Consider the following 17,413-nt stretch of genomic DNA (forward strand, 5'->3'; position numbering starts at 1 on the left):
TGCTTCGTGCAAGCGAAAATATGAATCCCCGTTGACCTTCGATGAGAGCATGTCCAGATCGGCGGTGAATGCAAGGCCCGTCCCGAATGGCGCTAAGTTAAGGGTCTATTGCCTTCTCTTCTCAAGGTCATCTGGGGACACGTGGGGGTTTAAACGACGAGGTGTGGGACGAAGTGTAAACGACGACGTGTGGGACGAGGTGTAGGGACGAAGTGTTGAGCGAGCGTTGGCCAGACACGTCGTCGCCGGTCTTCGTCGCACACGTCGTCGTTTACGCTTCGTCGAACGGCTTCGTCGGACGTTCGAGTCACGAGGAAATGCAGGCAAGTCCTGACGGCGGGGCCGTGAACGGTTACCCAGATTCAAACGACCCGATCACGGCCTCCTGCCCCATCCGGGTCTTCCGCGGGCTTTCAATCACGCCATTCAAGTCTGTCCCTTATGGATTGTGAGTTGCCGCAAAAAAACGCAAGGAGCTCAAAGAAACTGCCTGTTTTGCGTTCTTTGCGTTCTTTCGCGGCCATTCTGCAAAAGCTTATTTCCAGTCCATACCGCCATCGCGGTATTATTGGTGTTTCTCGTTGACGCCGCTACGATTACAGGTTATTATTACCGCCATGACAGGTCAAAGCGTCCATATCTTATCCATGCAGGGATCTCCAGAAATTGGTGCCGTGATTCGTTATCATAGGCGGCGAAGCGGCTTGAGCCAAAGCGAACTCGCCGCCTTGGCGGGTATCGGCAAAACATCCGTCTTCGACATCGAAAAAGGCAAGTCAACGGTACGCCTGGCTACGCTCATGGCCGTTTTGCGCGCCCTCAATATCGTGCTGACCCTCGCAAGCCCGCTGATGGCGGAGTGCTTGCAAGCCATTCAATCCCACCCGAACACAACTCAGGGGAAGGATCCATCATGAGGCGCGCACGGGTTGACGTCATGGGGCAGCGGGCCGGTGTGCTGGAAGAGCCGGCGCCGGGCCGGTATGTGTTTCGTTACGATGACGCTTATTCGGGACCGCCGGTGTCGTTGTCGCTGCCCGTTTCAGAACGCGCGTTCGTCTTTGAGGTCTTTCCGCCTTTCTTCGAGGGGTTATTGCCGGAAGGCGCGATGCTGGAGGGCTTGTTGCGCCAGTGCAAGATAGACCGCACCGATCTTTTCGGACAGCTTCTGGCTGTTGGCGGCGACATGGTTGGCGCGGTCACGGTCACCGGGGAGGATCACGCGTGAACCGGTGTCCCATCACCTACCGCTCCTGCCCGGCTGACGAGCGCTATTCGTCGGCCGGATTGCGCCTGCTGTCGCCGAATCTCAAGCAGTTGCTGGATTTTCCCTACGATGCCCGGCAACAGCGCCGCGAAGCGGTCATCCACGCCGCGAAGATGTCCATCCAGGGCGTCCAACCGAAGCTGAGTGTCCGCCTCAACGCGAAAGCGGGGCTGTTCGAAATCGTGGATTGCGGCGGGCGCTATGTGATCAAGCCGCAACACGATGTGTATCCTCATCTTCCGGAGAACGAAGGCCTCACCCTGCATCTGGCCGGCCTGTGCGGGATTGATGTGCCGCTCAGCGGACTCGTGCGCTGCGCCGACGGTTCATGGTCCTACTTCATCCGCCGCTTCGACCGTGTCGGCCACAACGGCAAGCTGGCGGTCGAGGATTTTGCCCAGCTCGCGGGACTGAGCCGGGAAACGAAGTACGACTTCAGCATGGAGCGGATCGTGAAGATCCTGGATGCCTACTGCACGTTCCCCGCCATAGAGAAAGTGAGCCTGTTCAAGCGGTGCCTGTTCAATTTCATCGTCGGCAACGAAGACATGCATGTCAAGAATTTCTCCCTGATCACCCGCGATGGAAAAGTCGGGCTGGCTCCGGCGTACGACGCTCTCAGCACGACCGTCGCCTTCCTGAGCATCGGCAAACGCCCCGATCAGATCGAGGAGATCGCCCTGCCGCTTCAAGGCAAGAAACGCGGCCTCACGCGCAACACCTGGGTCGACTACTTCGCCCACGAGCGGCTCGCCCTTCCCGACAAGATCATCGGGAAGGTTCTGGCCGACATTCAGTCCGCCGTCCCCGTGTGGAAGACCTGCCTGGCAGAATCCTTTCTTCCGCCCGAACACCAGACGCTCTATGCCCGTCTCCTGGACCAGCGCTTGACGGTCATGGGCATCGCCTAAGGTGAAGGCGCGAAGCGAGGTAGGGCAGCGGCGTCTCGCTGAAGAGAAAAGCTGAAAGCTGAAAACTGAAAGCTGAAAGCTGAAAGGCGGATCAGAAAATGCGCGAAGCGAGGTAGGGCAGCGGCGTCTCGCCGCGCCGCAGATCATGACGAATGCCACAGGAAACGCGCGAAGCGAGGTAGGGCAGCGGCGTCTCGCCGCGCCGCGGATCATGACGAATGCCACAGGGAATGCGCAGAAGCGAGGTAGGGCAGCGGCGTCCCGCCGCGCCGCAGATCATGACGAATGCCACAGGGAATGCGCAGAAGCAGTGTGTGGGTGTTGTGGGTGTGTGTGGTCGAATGTCCCGTCGATAGCGATTTCGATAGCGATTCCGATGTTGGAACCAGAGAAGAGAAGAAAGAGCGTTGACTCCCGCTGAGGCGCGGAGGCGCAGAGGATGACAGAGAACGAGATCGGGACGCGTGTGATCGAAGCGGCGATTGCGGTGCATCGCGAGCTTGGGCCGGGGCTGCTTGAGGAAGAACAGCCTCTGCGCCCCTGCGCCTCTGCGGGAGAAAAACAAGTTCCAACAACAGGCTGCTACGTCGCCGGGATACCGTCGCCGTAGAGCCTTGACGATGGCCATACTCCCGTGAGGCGCTTGCAGAACCCCTGCAAGCGCCGGTTTCAGGTTTCAGTGTTCAGGTTTCAGGAAGACGCAATACTGTGTGGTTGCAGGCGTTTCTTCCTGACACCCGAAACCTGACACCTGAACACTCCTCTTGCAAAACGGGGTTTTGCAAGAGGCTCCCGTGGCCTCCCTTTTCAGCATTTCAGCATTTCAGCTTTCAGTTTTTCTCCTCCGGCGGGAACGTCGCGCCACGCTGGCGTGGCGGGTCGAGGTCACCCTAGAAGAGCTCGCTCTTATGGCCCCGTCTCCAGCGCCTCAGCGCACAAGCGATGGGCTTGGCCGATCAGATAGAATGGCAGTGACAACAGGCGGAAAGGCCTGGGTTTACCATCCACCCGGGGCGTTCGTGTATCGAGCAGCGAAGGCACGTCGCTGTTGAAGCGCAGACCGAAGTCGCGATTCTTCTCCGACAGGAAAAGCTGGAGCGACTTGAGCCTTCCCGTGGCGCCGGCTTTGACTTCGACCGGAATCACGTGCGGACCGTGCGCTACCAGATAGTCCACTTCCGCGCTGGAATTCGGCTTGTCGCGCATCCAACAGTGCAGCGACGGTTCCTCGTAAAAGGCCCCACTCAGGAGCAGGTGCTGTCCGACCAGTTGCTCGCAGACCGCTCCGGCGTTGACCAGCAGCGGATCTCCCGCTTTCTCGACATCCAGCACGCGAAGACCGCATGCGCGGCAAAGCAGTCCGACGTCGAGGAACAGCGCCTTGAAGGTACGGTCATCGGCCTCCGCCCCCAGCGGGACGCCGTTGCCGTGGCTGTGTCTGACCTTGTGCGCCACGCGCGCCAGACAGAGGAGATCAAACGCGGCGCCGAGATCCCTCGATCGCTCTTCGGGATCGACATGGCTGAACATGAATTTGCGTCCGACCAATTGCGGAAGCTTGGAGAATATCTTTTCGACCCGTCGGTGCTGGACCTTGGATGCGTACTTGAAAAAGTCGTCGCGATAGGTGGAAAGAATACTCTGCTGGACCTGTTCGCACTCCTGAAAGGAGGTGTTCTGCGCGAAAGCCGCCACGGCCTCCGGCATTCCGCCCACGACACAATACCGGCGCACCAGATTCATCAGATCCTGATGCAGACCATCCGGAATGGGATCGGACAAAGCAAAACGAGCCAGCCACTGCTGGAGTTTTTCGCGACCGATCGCCTGCAGGAACTCTTCGAAGGTCATGGGCCCCAGATGCAGGTATTCGATCCGGCCGACCGGCATGGAGAACGAATGTTCGCGAAGCACGAATTCCAGCAGCGACCCCGCCGCAATGACGTGCAGGTCCGGCGTCTCGTCATGAAAATAGCGCAGCGCGGCAAACACCTCAGGCGCCGCTTGTATCTCGTCAAGGAAAAGGAGCGTCTTCCCCGGCTTGATCGGCGCATTGAACCGGGCTTCAATCAGTGGCAGGATGGCCCGGGGTGTCTTGGATGCAAAAAAGGAGGCCACGTCCGGCATCTGCTCGAAATTGATCTCCACAAGGTTCCCGAAGCATTCGTTGGCCAACTGCCTCACGAGAAATGACTTGCCGACCTGTCTGGCCCCCCGGATGACCAGCGGTTTGCGGTTCTGACGACGCCTCCAGTCCGTCACGTAGGTCAAAGCTGATCGATGCATATTTCCTCCACTATTGTCCTTAAACGCGCCATATATTATCCACTTTATGGCTAAAACACAAGGTGATTATGGTCATCTGTGGACAGAGAAGGGGCGTCTCGAAAGCTGAAAGGCGCTGACGCGAGAGATCAGGAAACGCGCGAAGCGAGGTAGGGCAGCGGCGTCCCGCCGCGCCGCAGATCATGACGAATGCCACAGGGCATGCGCGGAAGCAGTGTGTGGGTGTGTGGGTGTGTGGGTTGTCGGTATCGGTATCGGTATCGGGGTCGAGATTCTAGGTTCCTCCATCGATAGCGATTTCGATCCCGATTTCGATAATGGCCTTGATCCCGTGGCCTGCGGCGCGGCGGGGACGCCGTCGCTCCGCTACTCTTACCCCGCTACCCCACACCTTCGAGTAAGGGTTGCGGGCACAGATCCCCTGTCCCCGAGACTTGTCCCCGAGACTCGTGAACCCTGATGCTCTGCTCGTGCAGGGGTTCTGACGACTACCTCAACAAGATCACCGTGCCACGAGGCGCATCGGGGACCTGGGTCTGCAGTACGCCGCTACCGGTTATGAAATAGGTGGTATTGACGACGTCCGCGCCGCTGCCGGTTCCGCCATAGGTCGCGCCTCCAGCCTGCTTCTCTCCGCCAAGCCAGAGTTCCGCGACCCTATTCGTGCCAACGAAGTCCAGGTGGCTGGTGCCGCTGGCGTTGATGTTAAGCACGGTGGTCGTCGGCAAACTGTTGGTGGTTTTCAACGTCAGCCTGCCCGCGTTGATGGTCGTGTCGCCGCTGTAGGTGTTCGCGTCGTCCAAAATGAGAATGCCGTCCCCGTCCTTGACGATCCCGCCGCTGCCTTCGACCGCACCGTCGAACCGAACCCAGTCCGATGTCGGCAGGTTCACCGTGAGCGTGGGGGTTGCCGATCCCAGCGTCACGGTGTTGCTGAATGTCAACGATCCTGTGTAGGTTGCCGCCGCGCCAAAAACCGTGTTGCTGTTGATCGTCACCGCGTTCAGAATCCTGCGGTCGGTCGCAGTTAAGGTCATCAGCGCGCCGCCATTGAGAATCAGCGTGCCTTTTCCGAACGGGCCGCTGGTAATAGAGGCCGTTGTGCCGGCAGATGACATGTCCACCCGACTCGTTCCGGCGTTGAGCACTGTGGGACCGGAGTAGGTGCTTGCCGAATCGAGCCGCAGGATGGAACCGGGGCCGTTGTTCGTAACACCTGTGACATTGTCACCAATCGTACCTAGATCCGCAGTATTCGCGTTATCGCCTCGAATAGTAATCGCGCCAATGGGGTTCACCGCACCCATCGTAATGCCTACAGCTTGGGGATTCAGGTCCAAACTGCCCGTGCCCGTAACGCCACCGTTAAGCGTTAACGTATTCCCACTCTGACCTCTGATGGTCAAATCGTGCGAGTTAAGCGTGATTAACCCGCTGAATGTACGCGGATCATTAGCGCAGCTTTGGACGATTGACGCTCTTCCGGGGTTGTTCGCCTCCACTGTGATGGGACTCACAAAAGTTCCGTTATTGGCCCCCCCGGAAACAGTCAACTGTGTATCGTTGCTCTCACTGCCGGCTGCGAGCGTGACCGGCCCGGTGCCCCAGGACTGGTAGAAGGTATCATTGGCGCTTTGCACCTGTCCCTTCATGATGATGACCGCGCCGGTAAAAGAATTGTTGTTCGCACCAGAGTACCATTTCGAACTTCCGTTCTGCACCAGGCGATGCACGTTGGTGCCGAGAAGGCCGGAGAATTCGGTGCGACCGCTGCCGCTGCCGGAATTGGTGATGCAGCCAAAGGTGTTTATGTTGCCAGAAATCGTGACTTGGCCATCGGTGCTGGTATCGTTCTGCAACGTGAGGTTGCCGGTATTCGTTATTGCTCCCGACACCGTAATCTTTCCGCCAGTGGTTTTCACCGTGATATCGCCGGTATTCGTTATTGCGCCCGATACCGTCATCGCTCCGTTAGTGGTTACCAGAGTGAAATCGCCCGTGCCGCCGATGGCACCGGACAAAGTGAGCCCGCCACTGGCAGTATTCGAAACACAGCCTAACCCCGCCTGCGGCTTCCGTGAAAACTGATCCACAGAAAGCCTATTCCAACTCAACTCGTCGGGCAGTTTACAAGACCGATGACGAATAGACAATCTTTTTTTCAATTCTGAATTCTGAAACCGGCGGTTTTGCAAGCGCCTCAGAGATTAGAGTTGCCGGGCCTCGGGCTTCATGTCGCGCGACATCAGGGCCTCGACCGAGTCGCGGGGGGATGCGCCCTCGTGGCACCACCTGCAGACCTGCTCGGCGATGGGGACGTCGACGCCGCACGCGCGGGCGGCGTCGCGGACGGCTTTGGCGTTCCAGACCCCTTCGGCGACCATCTGCATGCTGGCGAGGATCGCGCCGATGGACTCGCCCCGGCCCAAACGCTCGCCGACGGAATGGTTGCGGCTGTGACGGCTGGTGCAGGTGACGATCAGGTCGCCGACGCCGCTCAGCCCCGCGAAGGTCTCGGGGCGCGCGCCCAGAGCGCACCCGAGACGGGTCATTTCCGCCAGGCCGCGGGTGATGATCGCCGCCCGGGTGTTGTCGCCAAAGCCCAGCCCGTCGGAGGCGCCGACGGCGATGGCGATGACGTTCTTGATGGCGCCTCCGAGTTCGACCCCCAGCGAGTCGGTGGAGGTGTAGACGCGGAAACGCGGGCCATTGAACAACACCTGTATCGTCCGCGCGAGCGCCTCTTCGGTCGCGGCTGCGACGACGGCGGTCGGTATGCCGCGGGCGACCTCCTCGGCGTGGCTGGGCCCCGAGAGAACGGCCACGGAGGGGAGGGCCAGCACCTCGGCCGCGATCTCGCTCATGCGGCGGTGGGTCGTTTCGCACAGTCCCTTGGTGAGGCTCACCACCGGCGTGCCGATGGGGATCAGGCCCGTGAACCGGGCGCAGACGTCGCGATAGAATCGGGAGGGGACGGCCAGAACCACGCAGTCGGCCCGGACGGCGGCTCGAACCGGATCGGCGGTCCAGATCAGCGTGCCGGGCAACGCGACGCCGGGGAGGAATCGGACGTTCTCCCCCCGGCTCCTGATCTCAGCGAGCCCGTCTTCAAACGGCCCCCAGAGTGTGACGGTGTGGCCGTACCCGTTGAGCACTAATCCGATGGCTGTGCCCCAGCCGCCGTCGCCGATGATGGTGATGTTCATGCGGAGGCCTTTTTGTTGAAGCTGAACCGGGACTCGGTGCCCGCGCGCAGACGGGCGATGTTGGCGCGATGCTTCCAGACGACCAGCGCGGCGAGGCCGCTCAGAACCGCCGGGAACCAGACGCCCGCGCCGTCGCCGGGCGGCAACAGCCAGACCACCACGCCCAGCACGACGGCCGCGGTGATCGATGCGACCGAGACATACCGTGTCGTGAGAAACGTGACCAGCCAAGCCGCAAAGGCGATGCCGACGCCGATCGGAGTCAGCCCGATCAGCATCCCCGCGCTGGTGGCCACCCCCTTGCCGCCTTTGAACCCGAGAAAACAGGTCCAGTTGTGGCCGATGACGGCCAGGCAGCCGCACACGAGGCGAAGCGGAATCACCGGCGTGCTGTCGGGCAGGTGCGCCAGGAACAACCACGGGATCAGCCGGGCGCCGCAGACCCCTTTGGCCACATCGAGCGCGAAGGTGAGAATGCCCAGCGGCTTGCTCACCGCGCGGAAGACATTGGTCGCGCCGATGTTGCCGCTGCCCACCGTGCGGATGTCAACCCCGCGGCACCGGGCGATTAGAAAACCGAACGGCAACGACCCGAGCAGATAGGCCAGCGCGCCGGCGAGTGTCCAAAGCAAAAGGATGGAAGGATGCATGGCTGCGGATTATAGCGAATACGGGGGGAGATGCTCAACATTAGAATTGTTCGTTTTGCAAGCGCGGGCGCATGGCAGTTCTGATGAGGGTTACTTAATCGTAATCATAATCGTAATCTTGCTTTGCTGCTGCATGTGATCATAAAATGTCACCCATGAAAACGGTTTTTGATCATGAGAAGCTGACTGTTTATCAGGAGTCGGTCAGTCAAGAAGCTGCTTGCGCAGGCTGAACCGGGAAAAGAGATCCTCGTTCGAATTGTCTCCATGCTGGTCGGATTGATCCGTAGCACATCCCCTGATCGTGTGCATGAGCCGGGAGCCGTCTACGAGCCGGATCGGCAAAGGGCGGGGGATTAAGATTACGATTACGATTAGGAATTAACGACCTCATCAGAACTGCCATGCGCCCTGCAAGCGCCTCTATTGTCTTTCGCTCCGGTTTGTGCTATCGTGTCGCCATGTTTCTCCCCGACATACCCGGGCTGGAGTCGTTTGACACGATTTCGCAGACCAGCACCACCGCCACGTGGCGCGCCTACCAGCGTTCGCTCGACCGGCATGTGATGGTCAAGGCGCTGCTCCCCGAAGCCGCCTCGGATCCCCGGCAGGTCGAACAGTTTGTCTCGGTGTTCCGCGCCATCGCCCGTATCAAGGCGGATGCGTTCTGCCAGATTTTTGACGTGTGCAGCACGCATGACATTCATTATGTGGTCATGGAAGATGTGGCCGGGCAGGTCCTTTCGGATCGGATTCAGGCCACTCAGCGCGGTTCGGTGAGTCAGATGCTCCGGTATGCGCTTGATCTGGCAGACGCGCTCGACAAGGCGTGGACCCATGACCGGCTCGTGCACCGCAACCTCAAGCCCACGGCGATACGCATCACCCCGGCGGGCACGGCCAAGCTGACCGACTTCGGCATGGCCACGCTGATGACGCTCGGCGGCGAAACCGGACCGCGCGATGAGGACACGGTTGTCGGCACGCCCAATTTCCTCGCGCCCGAACAGATTACCCGTTCTCGCCCGGTCGACAGCCGTGCCGACATGTACGCGCTGGGCATGATTCTCTATTATGGGCTCACCGGCCAGCTTCCTTTTGGCGACCAGGCGCCGGACCAGGTGCTGCAAAGCCAGCTTGAGGCCAGGCTGCCCAGCCTGCGGAATGTCCGGCCGGACACCCCGTTCTCGGTATGCGCCCTGATCGAACGGATGCTCATGAAGGATCCGGATAACCGCTATCCGTCCTGGGGCGAGGTCATTGCCGACATCACCCGTCTGTTGGAGGGCAAGCCGATCCGGCGCAGCCCGCTCCTGGGGACCGGGGTTTCGACCCTCGCATCGTCAATAGTCGCGCCGGCTTCTGGAGCTCCGGCTTTTCGATCGTCCGGCCATCGTGGCCTCCGCACCTGGGGTTTCTCCCGCTTCGCCCTCTGGCTGCTCCTGCTGCTCTGGTTCGCCGCGCTGGGCAACGACCGTCTCGGCGACCCTGCGGGGCTTTACCCGTTCCTGCAACACGCGTTCGTCGGGCGCATCCCAGCCACTCCATCCCGTTCAGAACGCAAGCCGGCGGACCCGCATCCCGATCCCGAAGTCCGCATCACGCAGCCCGAAGTCGCGCCCCGGCCCGAAGTCGCGCCCCGGCCCCAACCGCAGCCTGTCGCCCCCCCCCCGCCGACGATTCGCATCTTTGAAACGCGCTCGACCGACGCTCCGCCCGATGCCGCGCTCCACCGTGCGCTTGCCGATGCGTATAAGACCGGGGGCGCCGCCGCGATGCAGACCCTCATCACCACCCGGCTCGCGGCAGGTCACACGCACTTCGGATTCAAAGCCTTGAAAGACGCCATCGCCGCCGTCGAGCCCTTCGATCGCCTCGCGGTTCGCGCCATCGAACAGGCGATCGACACGGAGATGGATCTGATCTTTCAAGGCAAGAAACGCCTGGTGATGCCGAAGGCGGTCGCCCATGGAGAGGTGATCTTCTATTTCGCCGAGCAGAAACGCCACGTCACGGTCAAGATCGCCAGCATTTCCGATGCCGAAATCATTCGCCTGCTCGGCCCCCGCCTCTCACCCCAACAGGCCGCCTCGGTCTGCCTCCGCCTGCTGGAGACCGGCAACCGCGCGGAGGCCCGCGCCCATGCCGCCGCCGCCGGATCGCTCGCACCCGTCCTGGCCCTCCTCGCCGCCGATGAACCGGGATCAGCCGATTGAACGGCCCTTTCACAGGAGCGCCGACATGTCAGCAGTTACCGACGCCATCCGCCAGCGTGCCGCGTTTCTCCGCGGGGAGATCGCCCGGCATGACCGGCTCTATTATGTGGAGGCCCGGCCGGAGATCGGCGACGCGGATTATGACAGTCTGTACCGTGAGCTGGAGACGCTCGAACGCCGGCACCCCGAACTCGACGATCCCGCCTCGCCGACCCGCCGCGTGGGCGGCGCGCCGCTTGAGAACGGCTTCACGCCGGTCCGCCATGACCCTCCGATGATGAGTCTGGACAAGGCCCACTCCAAGACCGAGCTGCTCGATTTCGATTTCTTCATCCGCCGCCAGTTTCCCGATTTCACCCCGGCGTATGTCGTCGAACCCAAGGTTGACGGCGTGGCCTTCAGCCTCCTCTACCGCAACGGCCGGCTCGAACGCGCCGCCACCCGCGGCAACGGCGAGGTCGGCGACGACATCACCGCCAACGTCCGAACGATCCGTTCGATCCCTCTGACGCTGCCCACCGCTGCGGCCGCCGTCGAGCTACGCGGGGAGGTCTTCATGCCCCGCCAGGGCTTCCTCGATCTCGTCGCCCGCCAGGAGGCGGAGGGTGCCGAACCCTTCATGAACCCGCGCAACGCGGCCGCCGGATCGCTCAAGCAGCTCGATTCGCGCGTCACCGCCACACGGCCGCTGGACGCCATGATCTACGCCACCGGCGCGCTGGATGGCGTCGCCTTCCCCACGCACCAGACGTTTGTTGACACGCTCCACGCCTGGGGCGTCAAGACCCTCCCCTGGCACCGCATGTGCGCCGATATCCCCGAGGTGTTCGCCGCGATCGACGCCCTGGAGCGGCAGCGTCACGAGTTCCCCTTCGAGATCGACGGCGCGGTCGTCAAGCTCGCCGACCGCACCCGGTATGACGCGCTCGGCGCGACCGCGCGGAGCCCCCGCTGGGCCCGGGCCTACAAATACGCCCCCGAGCGGACCGAGACGGTCGTCACCGCCATCACCGTGCAGGTCGGTCGCACCGGCGTCCTCACCCCCGTCGCCGAGCTCCGGCCGGTGCTGCTCGCCGGCTCGCAGATCAGCCGCGCCACCCTGCACAACGCCGATGAGATCGCCCGCAAGGACATCCGGATCGGCGACGCCGTCTGGATCGTCAAGGCCGGCGACGTGATTCCGGCTGTGGAGTCGGTGATTACAGAAAAGCGTACCGGCGCGGAAACGCCCTTTGTTATGCCCGGCGCATGCCCCGCCTGCAACGGCCCGGTGGTCCGGCTCGCGGGCGAGGTCGCCCTCCGCTGCGCCAACCCCGCCTGCCCCGCGCAACTCGTCTGCCGCCTCGACCACTTTGCCGGCCGCGACGCGCTCGACATCGAGCGCCTGGGCGGCGTGGTGGCCGACGCGCTTGTCCGGCGCGGGCTGGTCGCCACCCCCTTCGACCTCTTCCGGTTGAAGCGCGACGATCTCGTCGCCCTCGATCTTGGCGAAGCGGGCAAGAGCCGCCTCTTCGGCGCCAAGAACGCCGATCGCGTGTTGACGGCCATTGCGTCCGCCCGCGTGCTCCCCCTCCACCGCTGGCTGTTCGCCCTCGGCATCCCGCAGATCGGCGCGACCGTCGCCGAAGCCGTCGCAGCCTGCCACGCGCGCTTCTCCGACCTCGCCGCCTCGCAGCTCCTGCGCGATGTCGTCGGCCTCTACGATGCGCTTGCCGAAGCGCAGCAAGCCAACCCGCGCGGCGCCGCCAACCGCAAGCGGGATGACGCCGGGCGCGCTGAGCGGCAACGCCGCTTCGATGCGGCCTGCGCGCGCGTCGAAAACCTGGGCGAGTCGCTCGTCGCCGCGGGCGCCGCCCGACGCGCCGCCGAGGCCTCGCGCCCCGCTAAATTCACCACCACGGTGAAGGAAGAGGCCGCCCGCGCGCTCGTCCTCTTCTTCGAATCCGAAGCCGGTCGCGCCGCCGCTGCCACCCTCGCCGCGCTGGGGATCGATCCCGTCCGAGCCCCTGCATCCGCAGCCGCAGCGGAAGGCCCTCTCGCCGGCGCGACCGTGGTCATCACCGGCACGCTGTCCGCGCCACGCCAGAGCGTTGCCAGCCGAATCAAGGCCGCCGGCGGCCGCGTGACCGACACCGTCACCTCGTCAACCACCTTCCTGCTGGCGGGCGACGCCCCGGGCGGCGCCAAACACAGCCAAGCGCTCACCCTCGGCATCCCGATCCTCTCCGAATCCGACCTGGAGGCGCGCCTGCTCACCACACCCGCCCCGGCTCCCGCCGTGCCCTCCGGCCTCAACCAGGGGGAATTGTTCTGAGCCAGCCATTCTAATGAGCCGCGCGCGCTACGGCGCGGGCTGGGAGGCAGGGGCTTTTTCCAGGCGGGCCAAGGCGGCGGTGCCAGCGCGCTGAAGTCGGGTACCGGAGGAGGATGCGGCGGCCTCGAAGGCGGGACGGCTTTCTTCATCGCTCCACTGGCTCAAAGCCACAATCGCGGCGATTCGGATGATTTCGTTGGTGGCGTGGGCGTAGGGACGAATGAGGGGGATCAGCTCACGCATGTTCTTGTCCTGCGCGAGACGTATGGCGAGGTCGCGCACCTCGTCGGCTCCCGGCCCGGTATCGGCAAGCATGTCCCGCACCTTCTCCAGCACGGCGGAGTCGTCATGACGGGCCAGGACGAGCAGGGCTTCGCGGCGGACTTTGATGTGCCGATCCGTCAGCAAGGTCCGCAGCCGGTCGGCCAGAACCCGCCGGTCGCCGGGGTGCTTGTCGTCAAGGAGCAGGTTGCCCACATGCTGGACAGCCCAGCTTCGGAAGCGCTCCTTCTCAGCGGGGTTTTCCAGGACCTTGAGCAGACACGCATCCAACGGAGCGTAGCCGGACCGGAGCAGCAGACTCGCAATTTCATGCCGAACCGTATCGTCCTCTGCCGGATCGCCCAATAGTTGCGCCAGCGTCTCCAGATCCCGTGCATCCTTGACCTCCGTCATCTCCCCGCTGGCCAACCCATGAACGCGCTCTTCGCCCGGCAGGCTCCGGTCCACCAAAGCAGCCAAGCCCGGTGAAAACACAACGGCCGGAACGTAAGGCGAGCCAACGGACGACGGAACCGCAGACGTCTCAACGTCCGGCGTCACAACGACAGACGTCGCCACCTCAGGTGCCACAGGAGCAACCGGCTCGTGGTGGACGACCGGCTCGGGTATCCGATCAGGCAGCGTCACGACAGGCGTCCGATTCACGGCCACCCAGATAACCGCCACAACACCCACCAGCACAGCACCCGCAACAACCAACCGTCGCTTCATTCAGTCCTCTCGCACGAGCAAACACACAAACAACCGGTGCATATCCTGTCGGCTGTTGAACTACGTAACACTTCTGGCACCCACCCAAGCGGGCTGCATCCAGTCACATTATCACCGAAGCATCGCAGGCACGTTCCTGATAACCTCTGATCACTCCTGGGCAAAATCTGCCTTCGCGCGGCATGTGCATCAGCGTACACCGTGCAAGGGCCAGAGGGCAGAGCTGGAGTGCCGCGACGGAGGGATCGTCACGGTCTGTTAACTTGCTCAAGCGTCTTCAGGCCGGTCAGTAGATTCCGCTTCGGATCGAACTCGACGTTGCGCGTTCCGTCGGGATTCAGGTAGTAGGTGAAGCAAACCCGTATGGTTCCGTCCGGCGTGTAGTGGCCATAGAGATCACCGTACATCTTGCCGTACCACGCTTTCTTGACCTGGCCCTTCTCATCAACCTCGGTTCGCACGCGAAAGTAAGCGATCTGTGTATCGCGTTCATTGTAGACATTGATGCACTCTTGGCGTTTGGGACGCTTTCGTCGAACGTAGTCATAGCTGCTGTGGTATCCGTCAACGGGAGCTTCGTGAGTCGACACCAGCAGGCTGCCGACATAACTCCCATTGTAGATTGGCACCGAATTCGTCTGGATGCCGTCGCCCGTATTCGAAAAGGTGATAGCCATATTCAAGTCGCTCACCGTTTGAGAACCATGACGCGTAATGACTCTATCAAGGGTGCCAGTCACACAAAAAACCATATCGGACACAACTCCTCTCCCATACGATCCGACCCAATCACTTTTTTCCAAATCGTATCCAACTGCTTGGCCGAGCACAGGAATCGGTGCGTCAACTCTTTTCGCATACATCGGGATCGGATTCAGCACTCGTTTCAGTGTCACTGCCCTTGGAGCAGGCCAAGGGCGCCAGCGCCCTGACGCGAGCGACATTTCGTCCGGTCCAGGAAGCCCAAACTGATATACGCCATTGTGCCGATAGTGCCTCTCTTTGCTGACCTCGAACCGAACATCTACATAGGCAACGACTTCAACCGAAGCCATCCCGTTGGTGTCGGTAAGAGTGTCAAAGTCCTTCTTTGCCAGAGCGGGAAACAACGCCTTCTGGTCCGTGGGCCACCAAGCGCCCCCCCGGATTCGGGCGTTCTCGACCAGTTGGTTCGCGTCGTCCACGACACGGAAATCGAATCGGGCCTCTCCACGATCAAAGGCCAAGGATGAAGTGCAACAGAACACCATGATTGCACCCGTTGCTTGGAGAACTTCACGGATTGTCATCAAGACCTCCTTGACTCACCATCGCGTCAAAGACTCCGAAGGTGTAGATGTACGCCATGTTTCTGATATCGCTGTGCAGCCAATCATATTCGACGTCCCCTCCGCGATTTGGCCAGGAGGACGGTTTGAGCGTGGTGTTCATGTCAACGTTGCCTGCCATTACGTCGGGGATCGTGTCTCTGCCAGCCGCAAGGCTCATAGCTGGGATCGCGCCAGCCAGGACCCGCCACTTGTTCGTTTCTGTGAGCCAAGTATTCGCCGTGGCGGTGTTGGTCGTGAACAGGTTGTTACGGAAGTCTCCGGCCCCCATGGCGAAGAAAGGTTTGGTGACGAGTTCATTGGTCGTGATGGATGCCGCCGTCGCTGCATCAATCAGGAAGTACTCCCAGAATTCAAGCCATTCATTCCACTCGGGCTCCGTCCAGCCGGTGGGCGGTTCCGCGTTGTTGAAACGCCATCCGGCGCAGTCACTGAAGGTGTCGGCGCTGCCTCCATTTAGGAACAGCTCTCCCTTGCGTTTCTCTTGGTATGCCCAGGCGTAGCGCCCTTTTCTGCCGACATCCCAGTACCCCTCCCAAGAAATGGCCTCGGCAGCTTGTGTCTTCAGGTGGATGTCGAACACCTCATCCCCCGAAGAGTAGAAGTTGATCGTCTTGGAGGCTATAGCACTAAACCGGTCTTGCCAAGTCAGGTCGGCCCGGTTATCGCCGGAACCGAATATCGAGTGCCATTCGGAAGCGTAAAGATCGGCCAGCGATTCGTAGGGAATCCAGTCGCTATGCAGCATGTTCTCGTTGTACTGGGCGGAGTCAAATGCTTCGGACGCGATAGCGCCATTGAGCATGAAATACTTTGTGGCAAGACCAGCATCTTGCATTAATGCACAGGATACGATGATATTGCCGAGGCTATGCGCGGCAATATATGTTGGGCCACATCCACTCACCTCCGTGAGGTATTCCCTGAGTCCCGTACCCGTCTGCCAAGCATTGAACAGGTTGCCATGGTAATTTGGGGTCCGATACGCACCGAACAGTATGGGGCCCAAGACCTCCAATTGCCCTTCATCGCCTTGCCAAGTCACTGCATGAAATCTCGCGTTACTCCGGGACCAATACATCCGCTTGAATATTTCCGCCTCCCATCCGCGAGCCTGATCATAGTTAACGTTGTAGCCATGCACAAAGATAAACTGCTTGCCGTTGCAGAGTTCGTCCGGGTAGTTTGGCGCGGTATCTTCATCGGCTCGCCCCCCAGTTCCGCCACTTGCCGCACGAAGATTCTTATGCAGGAACATCTTTTCGACGCCGTCCAGGCTCAACGGAAGTTCATGCGAACCGATCGGAGTGCCATCCAATTTCTGAACCTCGATAATGAGGTTGCCGTTCGTCGAGGTACTTCTGCCTTCGAGCAAGATGACGCCTTTGCCGTCATCCTTGACGGCGTTCAAGAAAGCCGCAGGAAGTGTGTAACCGGTGGCCGTGATATTCTGGACTGTCGCATCATCATGAGCGCTGGCGTAGGTGTGGTCACGAAGATGCCTGGCGGCATCTGTTGGGCCGAGGTTTGTGGCAATGTAGGCGTTGACCGCTCCGGCGGTGTGTTTCAGAACGTATTTGTAGCCGTTTGTTCCGATCAGATCGAGTGTCGGCTTCAGGTCCACGAAAACAGGGAAGAAATCAACCCAGTCTCGTTCGCCGTCGATCTTATCGTTCTCATTGTCCGGGTCTCGTCCATAGAACTCCAGCCAACCGGAAACGGCCCCCGGAATGTCTTGGTTACCCGCCGAACTGTCATCTTCGATTCCGCTGTCGTCGTCATCATTGATCCAGAAGTAGAACTTGTCCCCGGCGTTGGCCTTCGTCCGGTCATCATCATCGATCTTACCGCTTCGATCATAGTCGGGAATCAAGTCCACCTTGAAGACGGTAATCACATCCTCAAACGTCGTTCCACAGATTTTAACGCCGTATTTCTCTCCAGCTTTGGCCGCCTCAGTTAGTTTCACCAAGGGATCCCAATAAGGAAACTGGGAGTCCGTCCGGCAGTTGAAGCCCCATGAAGTCGCACGCGGCGCGAGTTGAAACTTGGTCGCCTCCACAGCCAACATCTTGTGCGCATGGTTAATATCCTTGTGGTTCGGAACTGCTCGGTTATTCTCATTGGCCTGGCATGGCAACTTGTAGCTGTTTGTACTGCCTTCGCAAATGTAGATTCGGGTCATCCGAAAGATGCACTTGTTCCCGTTGCATTGGATCTTAAGTGAAACCTTCGTCCCATA

The 17,413-nt window shown here is 61.0% G+C and carries 13 protein-coding genes and 1 pseudogene; 6 read left to right on the top strand and 8 right to left on the bottom strand.

Features of this window, described 5'->3' with window-relative positions; all coding sequences use genetic code 11:
• Positions 1-647: 647 nt before the first annotated feature.
• From FJ222_04860 to FJ222_04870, 3 genes are read left to right on the top strand one after another with little or no spacing between them, the layout of a single operon-like run.
• Positions 648-917: a helix-turn-helix transcriptional regulator gene (locus tag FJ222_04860; protein ID MBM4163752.1), complete on the top strand. Its 270-nt coding sequence runs from the start codon at positions 648-650 to the stop codon at positions 915-917.
• A complete protein-coding gene (locus FJ222_04865; protein ID MBM4163753.1) occupies positions 914-1,228 on the top strand; it encodes a toxin HipA in 315 nt (104 codons plus the stop codon). The genes FJ222_04860 and FJ222_04865 overlap by 4 nt, the downstream gene beginning before the upstream one ends.
• Positions 1,225-2,178: a HipA domain-containing protein gene (locus FJ222_04870; GenBank protein MBM4163754.1), complete on the top strand. Its 954-nt coding sequence runs from the start codon at positions 1,225-1,227 to the stop codon at positions 2,176-2,178. Before FJ222_04865 ends, FJ222_04870 begins: the two co-directional genes overlap by 4 nt.
• 91 nt (positions 2,179-2,269) lie before the next feature.
• On the opposite strand, the gene FJ222_04875 is transcribed toward FJ222_04870, so the two are convergent.
• Positions 2,270-2,470 carry a hypothetical protein gene (locus tag FJ222_04875; protein ID MBM4163755.1) on the bottom strand — a complete coding sequence of 67 codons (201 nt, stop codon included), beginning with the start codon at positions 2,468-2,470 and terminating at the stop codon, positions 2,270-2,272.
• 147 nt (positions 2,471-2,617) lie between these two features.
• Between FJ222_04875 and FJ222_04880 the strand changes: the two are divergent.
• A pseudogene (locus FJ222_04880) lies at positions 2,618-2,698 on the top strand (GxxExxY protein).
• A 386-nt stretch (positions 2,699-3,084) separates the two neighbouring features.
• Here the strand turns inward: FJ222_04880 and FJ222_04885 are convergent.
• The 4 genes from FJ222_04885 to plsY all read right to left on the bottom strand — a co-directional run bounded on the left by FJ222_04885 (position 3,085) and on the right by plsY (position 8,320).
• Complete coding sequence (locus FJ222_04885; protein MBM4163756.1) at positions 3,085-4,464, bottom strand: ATP-binding protein; 1,380 nt, start codon at positions 4,462-4,464, stop codon at positions 3,085-3,087.
• Between the two features lie 488 nt (positions 4,465-4,952).
• The gene (locus tag FJ222_04890) at positions 4,953-6,629 is read right to left on the bottom strand and encodes a hypothetical protein (protein MBM4163757.1); all 1,677 of its coding nucleotides are present in this window, start codon (positions 6,627-6,629) and stop codon (positions 4,953-4,955) included.
• Between the two features lie 42 nt (positions 6,630-6,671).
• Positions 6,672-7,670 carry an NAD(P)-dependent glycerol-3-phosphate dehydrogenase gene (locus FJ222_04895; protein MBM4163758.1) on the bottom strand — a complete coding sequence of 333 codons (999 nt, stop codon included), beginning with the start codon at positions 7,668-7,670 and terminating at the stop codon, positions 6,672-6,674.
• Positions 7,667-8,320: a glycerol-3-phosphate 1-O-acyltransferase PlsY gene (gene plsY, locus FJ222_04900; GenBank protein ID MBM4163759.1), complete on the bottom strand. Its 654-nt coding sequence runs from the start codon at positions 8,318-8,320 to the stop codon at positions 7,667-7,669. The genes FJ222_04895 and plsY overlap by 4 nt, the downstream gene beginning before the upstream one ends.
• 404 nt (positions 8,321-8,724) lie before the next feature.
• Here plsY and FJ222_04905 point away from each other — a divergent pair, with 404 nt between their 5' ends.
• Positions 8,725-10,536, top strand: coding sequence for a serine/threonine protein kinase (locus FJ222_04905; GenBank protein ID MBM4163760.1), 1,812 nt, complete (start codon positions 8,725-8,727; stop codon positions 10,534-10,536).
• The gene (gene ligA, locus FJ222_04910; GenBank protein MBM4163761.1) at positions 10,358-12,850 is read left to right on the top strand and encodes an NAD-dependent DNA ligase LigA; all 2,493 of its coding nucleotides are present in this window, start codon (positions 10,358-10,360) and stop codon (positions 12,848-12,850) included. The genes FJ222_04905 and ligA overlap by 179 nt, the downstream gene beginning before the upstream one ends.
• A gap of 27 nt (positions 12,851-12,877) precedes the next feature.
• On the opposite strand, the gene FJ222_04915 is transcribed toward ligA, so the two are convergent.
• The 3 genes from FJ222_04915 to FJ222_04925 form a co-directional block, all read right to left on the bottom strand.
• Complete coding sequence (locus FJ222_04915) at positions 12,878-13,843, bottom strand: hypothetical protein (GenBank protein ID MBM4163762.1); 966 nt, start codon at positions 13,841-13,843, stop codon at positions 12,878-12,880.
• 248 nt (positions 13,844-14,091) lie between these two features.
• Positions 14,092-15,132, bottom strand: a complete 1,041-nt coding sequence (locus tag FJ222_04920) for a hypothetical protein (protein ID MBM4163763.1) — start codon at positions 15,130-15,132, stop codon at positions 14,092-14,094.
• Complete coding sequence (locus FJ222_04925; protein ID MBM4163764.1) at positions 15,119-17,356, bottom strand: hypothetical protein; 2,238 nt, start codon at positions 17,354-17,356, stop codon at positions 15,119-15,121. The genes FJ222_04920 and FJ222_04925 overlap by 14 nt, the downstream gene beginning before the upstream one ends.
• Positions 17,357-17,413 lie beyond the last annotated feature (57 nt).

This window comes from Lentisphaerota bacterium (assembly GCA_016873675.1).
In the GTDB taxonomy this organism is placed as follows: Bacteria; Verrucomicrobiota; Kiritimatiellia; order RFP12; family JAAYNR01; genus VGWG01.

Excerpts from the sequence above, each read along its gene's own strand:
- FJ222_04860 (MBM4163752.1), top strand. The coding sequence starts at position 648 with ATGCAGGGATCTCCAGAAATTGGTGCCGTGATTCGTTATCATAGGCGG.
- FJ222_04865 (MBM4163753.1), top strand. The coding sequence starts at position 914 with ATGAGGCGCGCACGGGTTGACGTCATGGGGCAGCGGGCCGGTGTGCTG.
- FJ222_04885 (MBM4163756.1), bottom strand. The coding sequence starts at position 4,464 with ATGCATCGATCAGCTTTGACCTACGTGACGGACTGGAGGCGTCGTCAG.
- FJ222_04895 (MBM4163758.1), bottom strand. The coding sequence starts at position 7,670 with ATGAACATCACCATCATCGGCGACGGCGGCTGGGGCACAGCCATCGGA.
- plsY (MBM4163759.1), bottom strand. The coding sequence starts at position 8,320 with ATGCATCCTTCCATCCTTTTGCTTTGGACACTCGCCGGCGCGCTGGCC.
- FJ222_04905 (MBM4163760.1), top strand. The coding sequence starts at position 8,725 with ATGCGCCCTGCAAGCGCCTCTATTGTCTTTCGCTCCGGTTTGTGCTAT.
- ligA (MBM4163761.1), top strand. The coding sequence starts at position 10,358 with ATGCCGAAATCATTCGCCTGCTCGGCCCCCGCCTCTCACCCCAACAGG.
- FJ222_04915 (MBM4163762.1), bottom strand. The coding sequence starts at position 13,843 with ATGAAGCGACGGTTGGTTGTTGCGGGTGCTGTGCTGGTGGGTGTTGTG.
- FJ222_04920 (MBM4163763.1), bottom strand. The coding sequence starts at position 15,132 with ATGACAATCCGTGAAGTTCTCCAAGCAACGGGTGCAATCATGGTGTTC.
- FJ222_04925 (MBM4163764.1), bottom strand. The coding sequence starts at position 17,356 with ATGACCCGAATCTACATTTGCGAAGGCAGTACAAACAGCTACAAGTTG.